Origin of the sequence: Caulobacter sp. Root343, from assembly GCF_001425745.1 — a bacterium.
In the GTDB taxonomy this organism is placed as follows: Bacteria; Pseudomonadota; Alphaproteobacteria; order Caulobacterales; family Caulobacteraceae; genus Caulobacter.
In genome coordinates, this window is record NZ_LMDF01000006.1 from 915200 (window position 1) to 929928 (window position 14729).

Sequence of the window (14729 nt, forward strand, 5' to 3'; positions counted from 1 at the left end):
GTTGCCGTTCAGCGCTTGTGAACCAACTTCATTGACCATGAGCGCGGACGAAAGGATCCCGATGAGCAGCCCCAGCGCCGCAGCTTCGCCCCTCCATAGCCTGGCCTGGATGGCCGGAGCCCTGGCGACGTCGGCGGCCGTGGTGATCGGCGCGGTGCTGGCGGTGGTGTTCGCCGCCACCGTGGTCGTGGTCGGCTTCATCGGCAGCGCCCTGTTCGGCCTGGCCGCCTTCGCCTTCCGCGGCCGCAAGGTCGGCAAGGCGCGCGACGGCGATCCCAGCCTGATCGAAGCCCGCAACGTCGGCGGCCATTCGTGGGTCGCCTACGGCTGGAACGAGCGGCCTTAGATTTACTCGACCCTCTCTCATAGAGAGAGGGAGGGGCCCGCGCGAAGCGTGGGAGGGTGAGAGGTTACACTCTCTCCGAATGAAACTCTCATTCTCCCGACCTCCCCGGGAACCCACGCGCCTTCACGCGGACGGCGCCACGCGAGGGCGCGTCATCCCCAAACTTTCCGGATGAATCTGGGCCCCGGCCTTCGCCGGGGAGGTCGGAGTTTGGTGGCTCGGAGTTTGGTGACCAGGCAGAGCGTTGGGATTCCCGGCCGACGGTGAAACCTCTCACCCTCCCACCCCTTCGCGGCGGGCCCCTCCCTCTCTCTATGAGAGAGGGGTTCCGGTTCCCCCACATGCCCCTTGCTCCCGCCGCGCCCGTACCCCATGCTTCATTCAAACAAACGTTGGGAGGCAAGCATGATCGGCGTCGTCGCGATCCTGAAGGTTCAGCCGGACAAGTCCGCGGACTTCGAAAAGGTGTTCCTGGACCTGCAGAACCGGGTGAAGGCCAACGAGCCGGGCTGCCTCGCCTACCAGCTGACCAAGTCCAGGACCGAGGCCGGGACCTACAAGGTGCTGGAGCTCTACGCCTCGGCGGACGCCCTGAAGGCCCACGGCGGTACGGACTACTTCAAGGCCGCCGGCGCGGCGATGGGGCCGTTCATGGCCGGCCGCCCCGACATCGAATATCTCGACGCGGTGGAGTAGGGCGATGGATCTGGCCTTCTCGCCCGAGGATCTGGCGTTCCAGCAGGAGGTCCGCGACTGGATCGCCACGGCCTATGACGACGACCTGAGGAAGCAGTACGCCCAGTCCAAGAACGGTTATCTCGACAAGGCCGGCCAGGTGCGCTGGCAGAAGAAGCTGTTCGAGCGCGGCTGGGTCGCGCCGGACTGGCCGGTCGAGCTGGGCGGGGCGGGTTTCACCCCTTCGCAGCGCTACATCTTCAACATGGAGATGAGCCTGGCCGGCGTGCCGACGTCCTCGCCCATGGGGCTGAAGATGGTCGCGCCGGTGATCATGGCGTTCGGCTCCGAGGAACAGAAGGCCCAGCACCTGCCGGCGATCCTGCGGTCCGACATCTGGTGGTGCCAGGGCTATTCGGAGCCGGGTTCGGGTTCGGACCTGGCCAGCCTGCAGATGAAGGCGGTGCGTGCCAAAAACGAGGATGGGACCGACGACTATGTCCTGAACGGCTCGAAGATCTGGACCACCCACGCCCAGTGGGCCGACTGGATGTTCTGTCTGGTCCGCACCTCCAGCGCGGGCAAACCGCAGGAGGGCATCTCGTTCCTGCTGCTGCGGATGGACACCCCGGGGATCCAGATCAAGCCGCTGCCCACCCTGGACGGCCCGCCGGACAACGAGCAGGAGATCAACCAGGTCTTCTTCGACAATGTCCGGGCGCCGGTCGCCAACCGCATCGGCGAGGAGAACAAGGGCTGGACCTACGCCAAGTACCTGCTGGAGTTCGAGCGCGGCAACGCCTACGCGCCCGGCCTGATGAACATGCTCAAGAAGGTCAAGCGCATCGCCGCGCTCGAGCGGGCAGACGATGGCGGGCGACTGCTCGACGACGCCGACTTCCGCCAGAAGATCGCCAATCTGGAGATCCAGGTCGCGGCCCTGAACGCCACCGAGTTGCGGATCTTCACCAGCCGCACCGCCGGCAAGGCGATCGGCCCGGCCTCGTCGATGCTGAAATGCGTCGGCTCCGAGCATCAGCAGGCGATCACCGAACTGACCCTGGAGGCGGTCGGGACCTACGCCGCGCCGTTCGTCCAGGACACCTGGGCGGCCAGCAACGACGGCCGGGCGGGACCGGACTACGCGGGCCCGGCGGCGCCGGCCTATTTCAACTACCGCAAGGCCTCGATCTACGCCGGCTCGAACGAGATCCAGCGCAACATCATGGCGAAGATGGTGCTGGGGCTTTAGCGGCGGCGCTGCACCCTCCGACCGCTTCGCGGCCACCTCCCCCATAAAGCGGGAGGAAGGGCGCGGGTCCTCCTCCCCCTTTTATGGAGGAGGTGTCGCCGGAGGCGACGGAGGGGGCGCTCTGCATCACCCCAGTATTTCTAACTAGCTTCTGGTCCGAACAAGTGTTTGGATTGCTCGCAACACCTCCTGTTCCGGAACGCCCCATGTCCCTCGACGCCCTGTTCACGCCGTTCGCGTTCAAGTCGCTGAAGCTGCCCAACCGGGTGGTGATGGCGCCGATGACGCGGTCGTTCTCGCCCGGCGGGGTGCCTACCGACGAAGTGGCCGCCTACTACCGCCGCCGCGCCAAGGGTCAGGTGGGGCTGATCGTCACCGAGGGCACGGGCGTGGCCCGGCCCGCCTCGCTGAACGACGCCAACGTGCCGCGCTTCCATGGCGAGGCCGAGCTGGCCGGCTGGAAAAAGGTGGTCGACGAGGTCCACGCCGCCGGAGGCCTGATCGCCCCGCAGCTGTGGCACGTGGGCGCGGCGCGCGGCAAGGACGTGCTGGGCAAGATCGACAGCCCCTCGGGCCTGTCCAAGAAGGGCGGCAATCCGTTCACCGAGCCGATGACCGACGAGGAGGTGGCCGACACCATCTCAGCCTTCGCCACCGCCGCCGCCGACGCCAAGCGCCTGGGCTTCGACGCGATCGAGCTGCACGGCGCCCACGGCTATCTGATCGACCAGTTCTTCTGGGAAGGCACCAACGTCCGCGACGACGTGTTCGGCGGCCCGACCATCGCCGACCGCGGCAAGTTCGCCGCCGAGATCCTGAAGGCCGTCCGCGCCGCCGTCGGCCCGGACTATCCGGTGATCATCCGCCTGTCGCAGTGGAAGCAGCAGGACTACGCGGTCAAGAACGCCGAGACCCCGCAACTGCTGGAGGCCTGGCTTCAGCCCCTGGCCGACGCCGGCGCCGACATCTTCCACTGCAGCCAGCGCCGGTTCTGGGAGCCGGAGTTCGAGGGCAGCGACCTCAACTTCGCCGGCTGGGCCAAGAAGCTGACCGGCGCTCCGACCATCACCGTTGGCTCGGTGGGCCTGTCGGGCGAGTTCATCGCCGCGTTCGGCGGGGAGGGCAGCCAGCCCGCCTCGATCGATGGCTTGCTGGAGCGCCTGGAGCGCGGCGAGTTCGACATGGTCGGCGTCGGCCGCGCCCTGCTGCAGGATCCAGAATGGGTCGTGAAGATCCGCGACGGCCGCCAGGACGAGCTGAAGAACTTCGAGCGCGAGGCGCTGGGGGTTCTGTACTAGGGGCGATGCTCCGCGACCTACGCCGCGCTGCCCCCTCCGGCCCGCTGGGCCACCTCCCCCGCATCGCGGGGGAGGAGATTCAGTTTGCCTAGGCGATCGTCGTCACCAGGCCGCCCTCGACCTTCAGCGACGCGCCGTTGGTGGCGGCCGACAGCGGGCTGGCGACATAGGCGACCAGGCTGGCGACCTCCTCGGGCTCGATCATCCGTTGCAGTAGCGAGGCTGACCGGTGCTTGGCGAAGAACTCGGCCTCGTGCTCCTTGGCCGCGCCTTCGGGGTTGCTGGACACGCTCTTGAGGAAGTCCAGAACCCCTTCCGAGCGGGTCGGGCCGGGCAGCACCGAATTGACCGTGACACCCGTGCCCTTGGTCTGCTGGGCCATGCCGCGCGCGACGGCCAGTTGGGCGCTCTTGGTCATGCCGTAGTGGACCATCTCGCCGGGGATCGCGAGACCGGACTCGCTGGAGATGAAGATCACCCGGCCCCAGTCGCGCGCCAGCATGCCGGGGAAGTAGCCGCGCGACAGGCGCACACCGCTCAGCACGTTGACCTCGAACAGGCGCAACCAGTCCTCGTCGGGGATGTCGACGAAGGCCTTCATCTCGTAGATGCCGAGGTTGTTGACCAGGATGTCGACGGCCGGGAGCGCCTTCAGGATCGCGTCGGCGCCCTCGGCCGTGCCGGGATCGGCGACGATGCCGCTCACCTTGGCCCCGCCCGAGGCGCGGATGCTGTCGATCGCCGCGTCGAGCTTGGCCTGGCTGCGGCCGGTCAAGGTCACTCGGGCGCCTTCGACGGCCAGGGCGCGGGCGATCTCCAGGCCGATGCCGGCGGTCGAGCCGGTCACCAGGGCGGTCTTGTCTTGAAGCTTGAGGTCCATCGCTGGGCTCCATTGTTTGATGGAACCTAGATAGGATGATCTTGACGTCAAACTATGCCGTGGACGGGATCAGGATCTGTGAATTGAATTCACAGATGGATGCTCCACCGCGATGCGGGGGAGCTGTCGCGGAGCGACTGAGGGGGCTAACTGGAGGTTGGCCGAGCTGGCCCCCTCCGGCCCTACGGGCCACCTCCCCCGCGATGCGGGGGAGGAGAGCCAACCTCAGGCATTGAAGTTCAGCTTCAGCCCCGGCCGCGGCCACCGCGCCTTGTAGAGCTTGCCGGTTCCGGACGCCGTGATCCACGCGTCGCGCAGGTCGGCGCCGCCGAAGCAGATGTTGGTCACGATCACGTCCGGGACGGCGTAGTGCTCGGTCGAGCCGTCCGGGTCGAAGGCGGTGATCCCACCGTTGATGATCGTGGCGACGCAGACCTTGCCGCCGGCCTCGACCGCCAGGCTGTCCAGCAGTTGGTAGCCGGGCAGGGTGCAGACCACGTCGCCCGGCATCAGCGGATGCGGGTCAGCCAGCACGCCGGGCTCGGTCATCGCGAACGACCACAGCCGCCCCAGCATGGTGTCGGCCATGTAGACGGTCTTCTCGTCCGGCGAGAGACCCACGCCGTTGGGCGACACGAAGTGGTCGCGCCAGCGGGTGATCCTCGAGCCGTCGGGCAGGGCGTAGTACAGCGCCCCGTACTTGCGGCCCTCGGGCGTCGAGCAGCCATGATCGGTGAACCAGAAGCCGCCCTGCTTGTCGAAAACCAGGTCGTTGGGGCCGATCAGGGCTTTGCCGTCGCACGCGGTGTACAGCGTGGTGACCGCGCCGGTGGCGATGTCGATCCGCTGGATGGAACCGCCCGTGTGGGTCGGCGGGGTGGGGCCGGGGATGTTCAGGCCGTTGGCCTCGAAGAACTGGAAGCTGCCGCCGTTGTTGGTGACATACAGCGCCCCGTCCAGCCCGATCGCCGCGCCGTTGGGGCCGCCGCCGGTCTCGGCGACCATCTCCTTGCGGCCGTCGGGCCAGATGCGCGTCAGGCGCTGGCCCTGGATCTCGGTGAGGATCACCGAGCCGTCGGCCATGGCCACGGGCCCTTCGGGGAATTGCAGGCCTTCGGCGACCAGCTGGATGTCCATCGCGTGTCTCCCTCGCGCTTCTGAGCGGGCGCTGCCGATGACTATAAACGCTTGTTTGAATCTGGCGAGGGCTCCGTTCGGCGAACCGTGTCGTGCGAGCCACATCAACCGGCGCGCGTGCGCGAACGACGTTCTCGGCTCTTGTGGCGAGTCGGGGATCGTGGGATCAGCACGCTTCCATCGAGCTCCAGGAGGCCGATCCGCAACATGACTCTCGCCGCGAAAACCAACGCACCGCCGAAGGCGGGTTGGCGCGCGCCGTCGATGTCGCGTTGCCGCCGATCCGCCCACCGCCCCCTGCGCACCACCCGCTAGTCGCGGCCGCTCCGGCCGCCGCCGGAGCTCTTCGATGACCGTCCAGTCTCTCGCGAGTTCGACCCTGGTCGCCTCGCCCCTGCTGCGCCTGATCGCGCCGCCCTATGCCGAGGTGCTGGCCGCCCTGTGGCCCGCCCCGCACGCCGCCTTCGTCACCGCGCCCGCCGCGCGGCGCCACCTGATCTGCCTGATGCTGGCCGCCGAGCCTTTGGGCGGTCCGCCGATCGACGTCGCCCGCCTGATGGACCTGCCGCTGCGCAAGGCCATCCGCCTGGCGCTGGAGGACGTCGCTCCGGACGGCCTGCGCCGGGCGCTGGAGCGCCTGGGCGAGATCGCCTGGGCGCCGGAGGACTATCGCGCCCTGGTCCACATGCTGGCCGACCCCGCGCCGGCCAAGACCCTGCGCCACGCCGAGGCTATCACACCCGATCTCGTTCGCGCCCTTGCGGCGCTGCCCGCTGATCTGCGCGAGGCGGGTGGCGTGGCCCTGCGCGTCACGCCCGCCCAGGCGGCGCTGCTGGCCGAGGCCCACGCGGTGCTGGCCAAGCGTCTGACGCCCGAGCTGCTGGCTCATCGCGTGGCGGCATGGGGTCACGCGCCCACCTCCAAGGCCCTGTTCACCCTGGTGGCCGAGGACTTCCGCCGCGAGCTGCCGCCGCCGCCGCACCCGGGCACAGAGCGCCTGCGCCCTCTCGAGACGGTCGCCGCCATCCGCGACGCGGCCCGCCGCTACCGCAACTGCCTGGCCAGCTATGTCGACCACGCCGTCGATCGGCAAAGCGCGATCTACGAGTGGCTGCCCGCGCCGGGGGCGGTGGTCGAGCTGACCCCCGAGACCTTCTTCGGCTGGCGCCTGGACCAGGCGCGGCTGGAGAACAACAGGTCGGTCGACGAGGCCACCCGCGAGGCCATCGTCGCCGAGCTGCGCGGCATGGGCGTCCATGTCGGCCGCAGCGCTTGGCAGATCCGCCGCGCCCTGGAGCGCGCCGCCTCGCCGAAGTTCGAGCTGGAGACCGTCGACGCGACGATCGCGGACTACTTCACCGACGACTGAGGCCTTGCGCCCGACGGTCTTCCCGGTGAGCGTGGGGCAAAGTGCGAATAAGGGATTCTGAGATGCGGGCGTCTTTGATGGCAGTCGCGGCGGTCGGGCTGATGATGACGGGCTGCGGAGCCAGATTTCCCCTGCTGACGTCGAAGCCCACGTCGATGCCGACGCGGCCGAGCTGCCCGGCGATGAAGAACGAGGCCTGGGCCCCGGTCGTCGACGGCGCCGTCCACAAGACGTTCGATCGCGATCTTCAGAAGCGGTTCGGCGACACCGGGAGCCATGTGCGGCTCGCCTGGAGCAAGACCGACAGGGGCGACACCGTGATCACAGCCCAACGGATCGGTCCGGCCAAGTTCGCGATGCCCGAGCCCGGCAAGGGCGGCGAGGTTGAGGTCGTGTTCAAGGCCTGCACGGGCAAGCTCCTGAAGACGCGCAAGCTGGCCGGCCTGGAAAAGCATCCGAAGCCGCTGCCGACGGATGGCGTGAACTAGTCAATCGACATCCATCTGGGCAGGTGCAAATCCCACTGCCTTCCTGGGCCTTGTGCCCAGGACCCTATGCCAGCGGCAGACGCCAACTTTCCAGGATCCGCGCGGCGAATAGGCCGTGAATTCAGCCCAATTCAGCTGAGCCTGAATGATGGGTCCTGGGCACAAGGCCCAGGAAGGCAGGGAAATTTGAACCCGTTCTAAAGTTGATGCGCGAACTAGCGCCGCTCCAGCACCCGGAATACGAAGGCGTGGTCGTCGCCTTCGCCGGCGGGGTGCTCCTCGCGGCGGACCTCGGTCCAGGCCGCTTCGTCGAACTCGGGGAAGGTCACGTCGCCGTCGACCGTGGCGTCCACCTCGGTCAGGTAAAGCCGCTTGGCCTTGCCCATCGCCGCCTCGAACAGGCTGCGGCCGCCGATCACGCAGACCTCTTCGGCCCCGTCGTCCTGGGCCTGCTCGCGGGCCATCTGCACGGCTTCCATGAAGCTTTCGCAGACCACGGCCTGCTCGGGCGCGAACGAGCCGTCGCGCGACAGGACGAGATTCATGCGGCCGGGCAGGGGCTTGCGAGGCAGGCTGTCCCAGGTCTTGCGGCCCATGATCACCGGCTTGCCCATCGTGGTGGCCTTGAACAGGGCCAGATCCGACTTCAGCCGCCAGGGCAGGTCGCCGTCACGACCGATCACGCCATTGGCGGCGCGGGCGACGACGAGGGCCAGAGGGATCAAACCGAGACCTCGGCCTTGATGTGCGGATGGGCCTGATAGCCCTCCAACGCAAAATCCTCGTACGTGAACCCGAACAGGTCGCGCTTGTCGGCGATCTTCAGGGTCGGGAACGGGAAGGGCTCGCGGGTCAGTTGCTCGCGGGCCTGGTCCAGGTGGTTCAGATAGAGGTGAGCGTCGCCGAAGGTGTGGACGAACTCGCCCGGCTCCAGGCCGACGACCTTGGCGACCATCAGGGTCAGCAGGGCGTAGCTGGCGATGTTGAACGGCACGCCCAGGAACACGTCGGCGCTGCGCTGGTAGAGCTGGCAGCTGAGCTTTCCATCCGCCACGAAGAACTGGAACAGGCAATGGCAGGGCGGCAGGGCCATGTCGTCGACGTCGGCCGGGTTCCAGGCCGAGACGATGTGGCGGCGGCTGTTGGGGTTGGTCTTCAGGTTCTCGACGAGATTGGCGATCTGGTCGATCACCCGTCCGTCCGGCGCGGCCCACGAACGCCACTGCTTGCCATAGACCGGGCCGAGGTCGCCGTTCTCGTCGGCCCACTCGTCCCAGATGCGCACGCCGTTGTCCTTCAGATAGGCGATGTTGGTGTCGCCCTTCAGGAACCACAGCAGCTCGATGAAGATCGAGCGCAGGTGCAGCTTCTTGGTGGTCAGGACGGGGAAGCCCTTGGCCAGATCAAAGCGGATCTGCCGGCCGAACACGCCGAGCGTGCCGGTGCCGGTGCGATCGCCGCGCTGGACGCCGTTCGCCAGGATGTCGGCGAGCAGGGCCAGGTACTGCCGCTCGGGATGGTCGGCGGCGGCTTTCGGGGGCGCGAGAACGGCGGTGGTCATGGTCCGCGATTGTGACGGCGAATCGCGCCGTTGAACACTGCGGCGCCGGGAGGAGTCCACAGGCCGGCGCCAACTATCCTCCCCCTTTGGGGGAGGGGGACCGCCGGATGGCGGTGGAGGGGCCCTGCGAGGCGGCGGACGCACCACCGCTTCGCGGACCCTCTCCGTCTCGCCGCGTATCGCGGCGATCCACCTCCCCCTAATGGGGAGGAGAGGTAGGCTTCACCCCGCGAAACCACCCTCGTCGAGAAACTCCTGTTCCGCCGGCGTCGTCTCGCGGCCCAGGCCGGCGTTGCGGTGCGGAAAGCGGCCGAACCTGGCGATGATGTCGCGGTGGATCAGGGCGTACTTCATCGACTCCTCGTCGCCGGTGTCGGCCTGGAGCGAGGCGAACAGTTGGACGCTGAACTCCTGGTCGACCAGGGATTCGGAGTGCTCGAACGGCAGATAGAAGAACGGCCGCAGGTCAACCGAGATAATCGGATCGTGGTCGTGGCCGGCGGCGATGGCGGCGCGGGCGAACATCCGGGCCAGCGGGTCGGTGGCGAAGGCGTGCGGCGTGTTGCGGTACATGTTGCGCGGAAACTGGTCGAGCAGGATCAGTAGCGCGAGCGCGCCCTCCGCCGTCTCCGCCCAGTTGTCGTAGCGGCGCATCGAGGCGCGGTAGTGGGTCTGTTCGAACTTCAGGGCGATGGCGGCGTCGAAGGCATGGTCCTTGGCGAACCATTTTCTGGGGCCGGCCTTGCGCCAGTAGCTGACGACGTCGTTAGGGTGCGCGCTCATCGAAGGCCTCGTGAAGTCCGTTCAAGCCCGGTTCATCCGGTGAGTCCGAGATTGCTATCAAGGGACAAGCCCGGGCCGCGCTTCAAGGCCCTTCGGAGCAAGAAATGAAACGTCTGATCACGACCGCCATGCTGCTTTCCCTGCTGGGCGGCGCGGCCGCTGAAGCCGGGGCCGCCGGCGCGGTGGCCGCGCAGCAGCAGCAGGCGCAGCGCGAGCAGCGCGGGGACGGTGGTCCTCGGGCCGATCGCGGCGGCGAGCGGGGCGACCGCGGTGGCGGCGACCGCGGCGACCGGGGTGGTGATCGAGGCGGCGACCGAGGCGGTGATCGCGGCGGTGGCGGCTGGAACCGTGGCGGCGGCGAGCGTCCGCAGCCTCAGCCCCAAGCGCAGCCTCAGGCCCAGCCTCAAGCTCAGCAGAACAACGGCGGCGGTGGTTGGAACCGGGGTGACCGCGGCGGCCGGCCCGACGGCGGCGGCTGGAACCGGGGCGACCGTCCTCAGCAGCAGCCTCAGCCGCAGCAACAGCAGCCGCAGCAGAACAACGGCGGCCGCGACTGGAACCGTGGCGGCGCCGACAACCGGGGCGGCTGGGACCGCGACGGCAATCGCGGCGGCTGGGACCGGAACGACCACAACGGCCGCAACGACAACCGTCCGGGCGGCTGGGATCGCAACGATCGCAACGACAACCGCGGCGGCTGGGATCGCAACGACCGCCGTCCGGGCCAGGGCCAGTATCGCGACCGCGACCGGGGTCGTCCGCAGTACGACCGCAACCACTACCGGCCGAGCTTCCGGTCCGCGCAGCGCTACCGCGCCCCGGCCTATCGCTATCCGCGCGGCTGGTACGTGCGCAGCTGGTCGTTCGGCGACTACCTGCCGGGCGGCTGGTACTCCAGCCCGTACTATCTGAACTGGTACCAGTACGACCTGCCGCAGCCGCCGATCGGTTGTGAGTGGGTCCGGGTCGGCGACGACGCCATCCTGGTCGACGTCTGGAGCGGCCAGGTCCTGAGCGTCTACTACGACCTCTTCTGGTAGGCGCCTCTTCCGGCGAGCGTTTGGCGGGCGGGCTTCCTTGCGGAGGCCCGCCCGTTTTTCGTGGTCGGCGAACTTTTTTGGTCTCCCGTGTCGGCCCGGGCCGAGCTCGGCCGTCTTGAAACGGAAGGCGGCTGTTCCGCCCCGATGGAGAGACCCGATGAAAGCTTCCCCGATGGTGTGGACCGGCCGCGTCCTGACCGGCCTGTTCGCCCTGTTCATGCTGGGCGCCTCGATCGCGCCCAAGCTGCTGGGCATGCCGGTTGCCGCCCAGACGATGATCGCGCTGGGCTGGAAGCCCGACTACGTACTGATGATCGGGCTGATGGAGGCGGCGTTCCTGGCGCTATACCTCTTCCCGCGCACGTCGCTGCTGGGTGCGGTGCTGATGACCGGCCTGCTGGGCGGGGCCATGGCCACCCAGGTGCGGATCGAAAACCCGCTGTTCAGTCACGAGCTGTTCTCGATCTATCTGGGCCTGTTCATGTGGGGCGGCCTGTGGCTGCGCGACCCGGCCCTGCGCGCCCTGTTCCCCTGGCGGAGGGCGTAGCCGCGCCTATATCGGCGGAAACGACACAGGAGCGCGCGGATGAAGCCGGTCGGAATCGATCACGTGGTGCTGAGGGTGCGCGACCGCGCCGTCGCCGAGGCTTTCTATAGGGACGTCATCGGCTGCGGGCTGGAGCGCCGACAGGACGTGATCGGCATGACCCAGCTGCGGGCCGGGTCCTCGCTGATCGACCTCGTCGAGATCGACGGCGTGCTGGGCCGCCGGGGCGGCGCGGCTCCAGGCGAGGAGGGCCGCAACCTGGACCACTTCTGCATCGCCATCGAAGGCTTCGACGTCGAGACGGTCAAGGCCGAACTGGTCGCCAAGGGCGTCGAACTGGGCGAGGAGGGCGAGCGCTACGGCGCCTCGGGCCTGTCGACCTCGATCTACCTGCGGGATCCCGACGGCAACGGGCTGGAGCTGCGGGGGTAGGGCTCTAAATCCTCACACGTTCGTCGTCGACTTCGCCGCCCGCTCGTCGTCCTGGGTCGCCACGACCCCCTTGCGCTCCACGTGCCTTATGAAGGCGCTGGCCCAGGCGTCGAAGGGTTTCAGGCCCTCGACATCGGCCATCATGTCCTGGATCTGGTCGTCGGCGTACGGAACGCCTTCGCCGAACACACCCGCCACCCATAGTTCGTCAGGGACCTCGATTCCGCTGTAGCGGCACTGCCAGACCAGGCCCTGATAGGCCAGGCGTTCGTCCTGGTAGGGCTCCTCGGACGGATCGAACCAGGCCTTGTGGCGGACCAGCTTCGGCCGGCCGTCCTCGCCCAGCTCGTTGGCCCCGCCGTCGCAATAGGTGAAGAAGCCAGCCGTGCGGCCCTCCAGGTGGTTCTTGGTCAATCGCCGCCATTCGGGCGAGCGCTCCAGGGCCTGGGCCTTCAGCGTGTCCTTCTTGTCAATCAGGTCGGGGCGGGGATTGCCGCCGGCCGCGCAGACCAGGCGGTCGAACATCAGCTTGAAGTTCGAGCTGGGCCCATACCAGTTGGTCGGCCCGACGAACGCCCAGGCGTCGGCGCGGGCCAGGCGGCCGTAGAGGTCCAGGTCCCACATCAGGTCCGGCTGGGTGGTCGAGCGCGGGCCGTAGCAGTTGCAGGGCCAGACGCAGAGCGCCATCGACGAGCTGACGCAGGCGTTGCAGGCCTGGATCTTGGGCTTGCCGTGCTGGTTGCCGAGGTCCTCGGTGTCGACCTGCCAGCCCGGCGGCATGCGCGCCGCCATTCGCAGCATCAGGGCGCGGGCCTTGGAGTCCAGGCCGGGACAGCTGTTGTGGCGGCGTTGCGAGCCGGCGACGATCAGCACCCTTAGCGGACGCTGCTCGGTGGGCTGGGGCGGGGTGATCGGGGGCTCTAGGCCGTCCAGATTCAAGGCGGACATGGCGAACGAACGCGCGAGGGCTTAAAACGTGGCCGCGAAGGCTTTTGCATTTCGGCGTTCTGTCGGCTTCACCTTGACGAAACGGCAAAAAAACGCTCAAACGCCCGGCCTTTGTCGCTCCGCCGTTGCGCCGGGCGACCCTGATTGACCAGTCCTGGAGAAAAAACATGCGCGTCTACTACGACCGCGACGCCGACATCGCCCGCATCCTGGACCGGAAGATCGCTATTGTAGGCTACGGCAGCCAAGGCCACGCCCACGCTCTCAACCTTCGTGACTCGGGCATCAAGAACGTCGCCGTCGCCCTGCGCGCCGGCTCGCCGACCGCCAAGAAGGCCGAGGGCGAGGGCCTGAAGGTCATGACGGTGGCCGAAGCCGCCGCCTGGGCCGACCTGATCATGATCCTGGCGCCCGACGAGCATCAGGCCGCGATCTACAAGAACGAGATCGCCCCCAACATCCGCGACGGCGCGGCCCTGCTGTTCGCCCACGGCCTGAACGTCCACTTCGGCCTGATCGAGCCCAAGGACACCATCGACGTGCTGATGGTCGCGCCGAAGGGCCCGGGCCACACCGTGCGCGGCGAGTACCAGAAGGGCGGCGGCGTGCCCTGCCTGATCGCGGTGCACCACAACGCCACCGGCAACGCCCTCGACCTCGGCCTGGCCTATGCCTCGGCCATCGGCGGCGGTCGCTCGGGCATCATCGAGACCAACTTCCGCGAAGAGTGCGAGACCGACCTGTTCGGCGAGCAGGCCGTCCTGTGCGGCGGCACCGTCGAGCTGGTCCGCGCCGGTTTCGAAGTGCTGGTGGAAGCCGGCTACGCGCCGGAAATGGCCTATTTCGAGTGCCTGCACGAGCTGAAGCTGATCGTCGACCTCATGTACGAAGGCGGCATCGCCAACATGAACTACTCGATCTCGAACACGGCCGAGTACGGCGAGTACGTCACCGGTCCGCGCATCATCACGCCGGAAACCAAGGCCGAGATGAAGCGCGTGCTGGAAGATATCCAGTCGGGCAAGTTCGTCCGCGACTTCATGCTGGAAAACCAGGTGGGCCAGCCCAGCTTCAAGGCGACCCGTCGCCGCGCGGCCGAGCACCAGATCGAGGAAGTCGGCGGCCGCCTGCGCGGCATGATGCCCTGGATCGCCAAGAACAAGCTCGTCGACCAGGCTAAAAACTAAAAGCGCGATAGCCGAAAGTGGTCGCCGGTTTCGGCGGCCATCGCGCGACCCGCATGAACTTCAGTACTCCCGCGTAAAATCCCACGAAGCCCTCGGCCCTCCCAAGGCCGGGGGCTTTTCGTTTGTGGGTTGCGCGGTTTGGCCGGGCTTGGAAAAGTCCGTTCCGGTCCCGCTTGGGGACGCGACGGAGACGCCCGATGAAACGCCTGCTCGCCACCCTGATCGCCGGCGCCGCCCTGACGGCGACCGCCGCGCCCGCCTTCGCCGCCGAGGTCGCCTACACTCTGGACCCGGCCCACACCGAGACCACCTTCGTCGTCGACCGCTTCGGCTTCACCTCGGTGATCGGCATCTTCGCCAAGTCGGAAGGCACGATCTGGCTGGACGAGGCCGCGCCCGAGAAGTCGCGGGTCGAGGCCACGGTGACGGTCGACAGCCTGCTGACCGCCGACCCGACCCGCGACCAGCACGTCAAGGGCGAGCGCTGGCTGAACGCGGCCAAGAACCCGACCATGACCTTCAAGTCGACCAAGGTCGAAAAGACCGGCGCCATGACGGCCAAGGTCACCGGCGACATGACGATCATGGGCGTGACCCAGCCGGCCACCCTGGACGTCAAGCTGAACAAGATCGGCACGGCGCCGAACAATCAGAAGAAGCAGGCCGGCTTCACCATCACCGGAACCGTCAGCCGCAAGGCCTTCGGCAGCGCCGGCGCGGCCGGGATCATCGGCGACGCCGTGGCGATCCGCATCGAGACCCTGGCGGTGGCGCAGTAGGGGGCGC

The 14729-nt window shown here is 68.0% G+C and carries 17 protein-coding genes; 11 read left to right on the top strand and 6 right to left on the bottom strand.

Annotated features, from left to right (window positions below; genetic code table 11):
• Positions 1 to 31: 31 nt before the first annotated feature.
• The 4 genes from ASC70_RS11620 (at position 32) to ASC70_RS11635 (ending at position 3571) form a co-directional block, all read left to right on the top strand.
• Positions 32 to 346 (top strand): hypothetical protein, encoded by a 315-nt coding sequence (locus ASC70_RS11620; protein ID WP_156136714.1) that lies wholly within the window; start codon positions 32 to 34, stop codon positions 344 to 346.
• A 405-nt stretch (positions 347 to 751) separates the two neighbouring features.
• Positions 752 to 1042, top strand: coding sequence for a putative quinol monooxygenase (locus ASC70_RS11625; RefSeq protein ID WP_056050192.1), 291 nt, complete (start codon positions 752 to 754; stop codon positions 1040 to 1042).
• 4 nt (positions 1043 to 1046) lie between these two features.
• Positions 1047 to 2273 (top strand): acyl-CoA dehydrogenase family protein, encoded by a 1227-nt coding sequence (locus ASC70_RS11630; protein ID WP_056050194.1) that lies wholly within the window; start codon positions 1047 to 1049, stop codon positions 2271 to 2273.
• A 206-nt stretch (positions 2274 to 2479) separates the two neighbouring features.
• Positions 2480 to 3571, top strand: coding sequence for an NADH:flavin oxidoreductase (locus ASC70_RS11635; RefSeq protein ID WP_056050195.1), 1092 nt, complete (start codon positions 2480 to 2482; stop codon positions 3569 to 3571).
• A gap of 88 nt (positions 3572 to 3659) precedes the next feature.
• On the opposite strand, the gene ASC70_RS11640 is transcribed toward ASC70_RS11635, so the two are convergent.
• Positions 3660 to 4451, bottom strand: a complete 792-nt coding sequence (locus ASC70_RS11640; protein WP_056050197.1) for an SDR family NAD(P)-dependent oxidoreductase — start codon at positions 4449 to 4451, stop codon at positions 3660 to 3662.
• Between the two features lie 225 nt (positions 4452 to 4676).
• Positions 4677 to 5588 carry an SMP-30/gluconolactonase/LRE family protein gene (locus ASC70_RS11645; protein WP_056050199.1) on the bottom strand — a complete coding sequence of 304 codons (912 nt, stop codon included), beginning with the start codon at positions 5586 to 5588 and terminating at the stop codon, positions 4677 to 4679.
• 349 nt (positions 5589 to 5937) lie between these two features.
• Between ASC70_RS11645 and ASC70_RS11650 the strand changes: the two genes are divergently transcribed.
• Both ASC70_RS11650 and ASC70_RS11655 read left to right on the top strand, forming a co-directional pair.
• Positions 5938 to 6957 carry a hypothetical protein gene (locus ASC70_RS11650; RefSeq protein WP_056050200.1) on the top strand — a complete coding sequence of 340 codons (1020 nt, stop codon included), beginning with the start codon at positions 5938 to 5940 and terminating at the stop codon, positions 6955 to 6957.
• Between the two features lie 155 nt (positions 6958 to 7112).
• Positions 7113 to 7445: a hypothetical protein gene (locus ASC70_RS11655; RefSeq protein ID WP_156396187.1), complete on the top strand. Its 333-nt coding sequence runs from the start codon at positions 7113 to 7115 to the stop codon at positions 7443 to 7445.
• Between the two features lie 215 nt (positions 7446 to 7660).
• Here ASC70_RS11655 and ASC70_RS11660 read toward each other — a convergent pair whose 3' ends face one another.
• The 3 genes from ASC70_RS11660 to ASC70_RS11670 form a co-directional block, all read right to left on the bottom strand.
• Complete coding sequence (locus ASC70_RS11660; protein WP_056050204.1) at positions 7661 to 8170, bottom strand: dihydrofolate reductase; 510 nt, start codon at positions 8168 to 8170, stop codon at positions 7661 to 7663.
• The gene (locus ASC70_RS11665) at positions 8167 to 9006 is read right to left on the bottom strand and encodes a thymidylate synthase (protein ID WP_056050206.1); all 840 of its coding nucleotides are present in this window, start codon (positions 9004 to 9006) and stop codon (positions 8167 to 8169) included. Before ASC70_RS11665 ends, ASC70_RS11660 begins: the two co-directional genes overlap by 4 nt.
• A 222-nt stretch (positions 9007 to 9228) precedes the next feature.
• On the bottom strand, positions 9229 to 9789 hold the full coding sequence (locus ASC70_RS11670) for a DUF924 family protein (RefSeq protein ID WP_056050208.1): 561 nt from the start codon (positions 9787 to 9789) through the stop codon (positions 9229 to 9231).
• Positions 9790 to 9893: 104 nt separating this feature from the next.
• Between ASC70_RS11670 and ASC70_RS11675 the strand changes: the two genes are divergently transcribed.
• The 3 genes from ASC70_RS11675 (at position 9894) to ASC70_RS11685 (ending at position 11808) form a co-directional block, all read left to right on the top strand.
• Positions 9894 to 10829 carry an RcnB family protein gene (locus tag ASC70_RS11675; RefSeq protein WP_056050210.1) on the top strand — a complete coding sequence of 312 codons (936 nt, stop codon included), beginning with the start codon at positions 9894 to 9896 and terminating at the stop codon, positions 10827 to 10829.
• Between the two features lie 157 nt (positions 10830 to 10986).
• Positions 10987 to 11376 carry a DoxX family protein gene (locus ASC70_RS11680; RefSeq protein WP_056050211.1) on the top strand — a complete coding sequence of 130 codons (390 nt, stop codon included), beginning with the start codon at positions 10987 to 10989 and terminating at the stop codon, positions 11374 to 11376.
• Between the two features lie 39 nt (positions 11377 to 11415).
• Positions 11416 to 11808: a VOC family protein gene (locus ASC70_RS11685; protein WP_056050213.1), complete on the top strand. Its 393-nt coding sequence runs from the start codon at positions 11416 to 11418 to the stop codon at positions 11806 to 11808.
• Between the two features lie 12 nt (positions 11809 to 11820).
• Here the strand turns inward: ASC70_RS11685 and ASC70_RS11690 are convergent, their stop codons facing one another.
• On the bottom strand, positions 11821 to 12756 hold the full coding sequence (locus ASC70_RS11690) for an NAD(P)H-dependent oxidoreductase (RefSeq protein WP_056050215.1): 936 nt from the start codon (positions 12754 to 12756) through the stop codon (positions 11821 to 11823).
• 167 nt (positions 12757 to 12923) lie between these two features.
• Here ASC70_RS11690 and ilvC point away from each other — a divergent pair, with 167 nt between their 5' ends.
• A complete protein-coding gene (ilvC, locus tag ASC70_RS11695; RefSeq protein WP_047404864.1) occupies positions 12924 to 13943 on the top strand; it encodes a ketol-acid reductoisomerase in 1020 nt (339 codons plus the stop codon).
• Positions 13944 to 14140: 197 nt separating this feature from the next.
• Positions 14141 to 14722, top strand: coding sequence for a YceI family protein (locus ASC70_RS11700; RefSeq protein WP_056050217.1), 582 nt, complete (start codon positions 14141 to 14143; stop codon positions 14720 to 14722).
• The last annotated feature ends 7 nt before the right edge of the window (positions 14723 to 14729 follow it).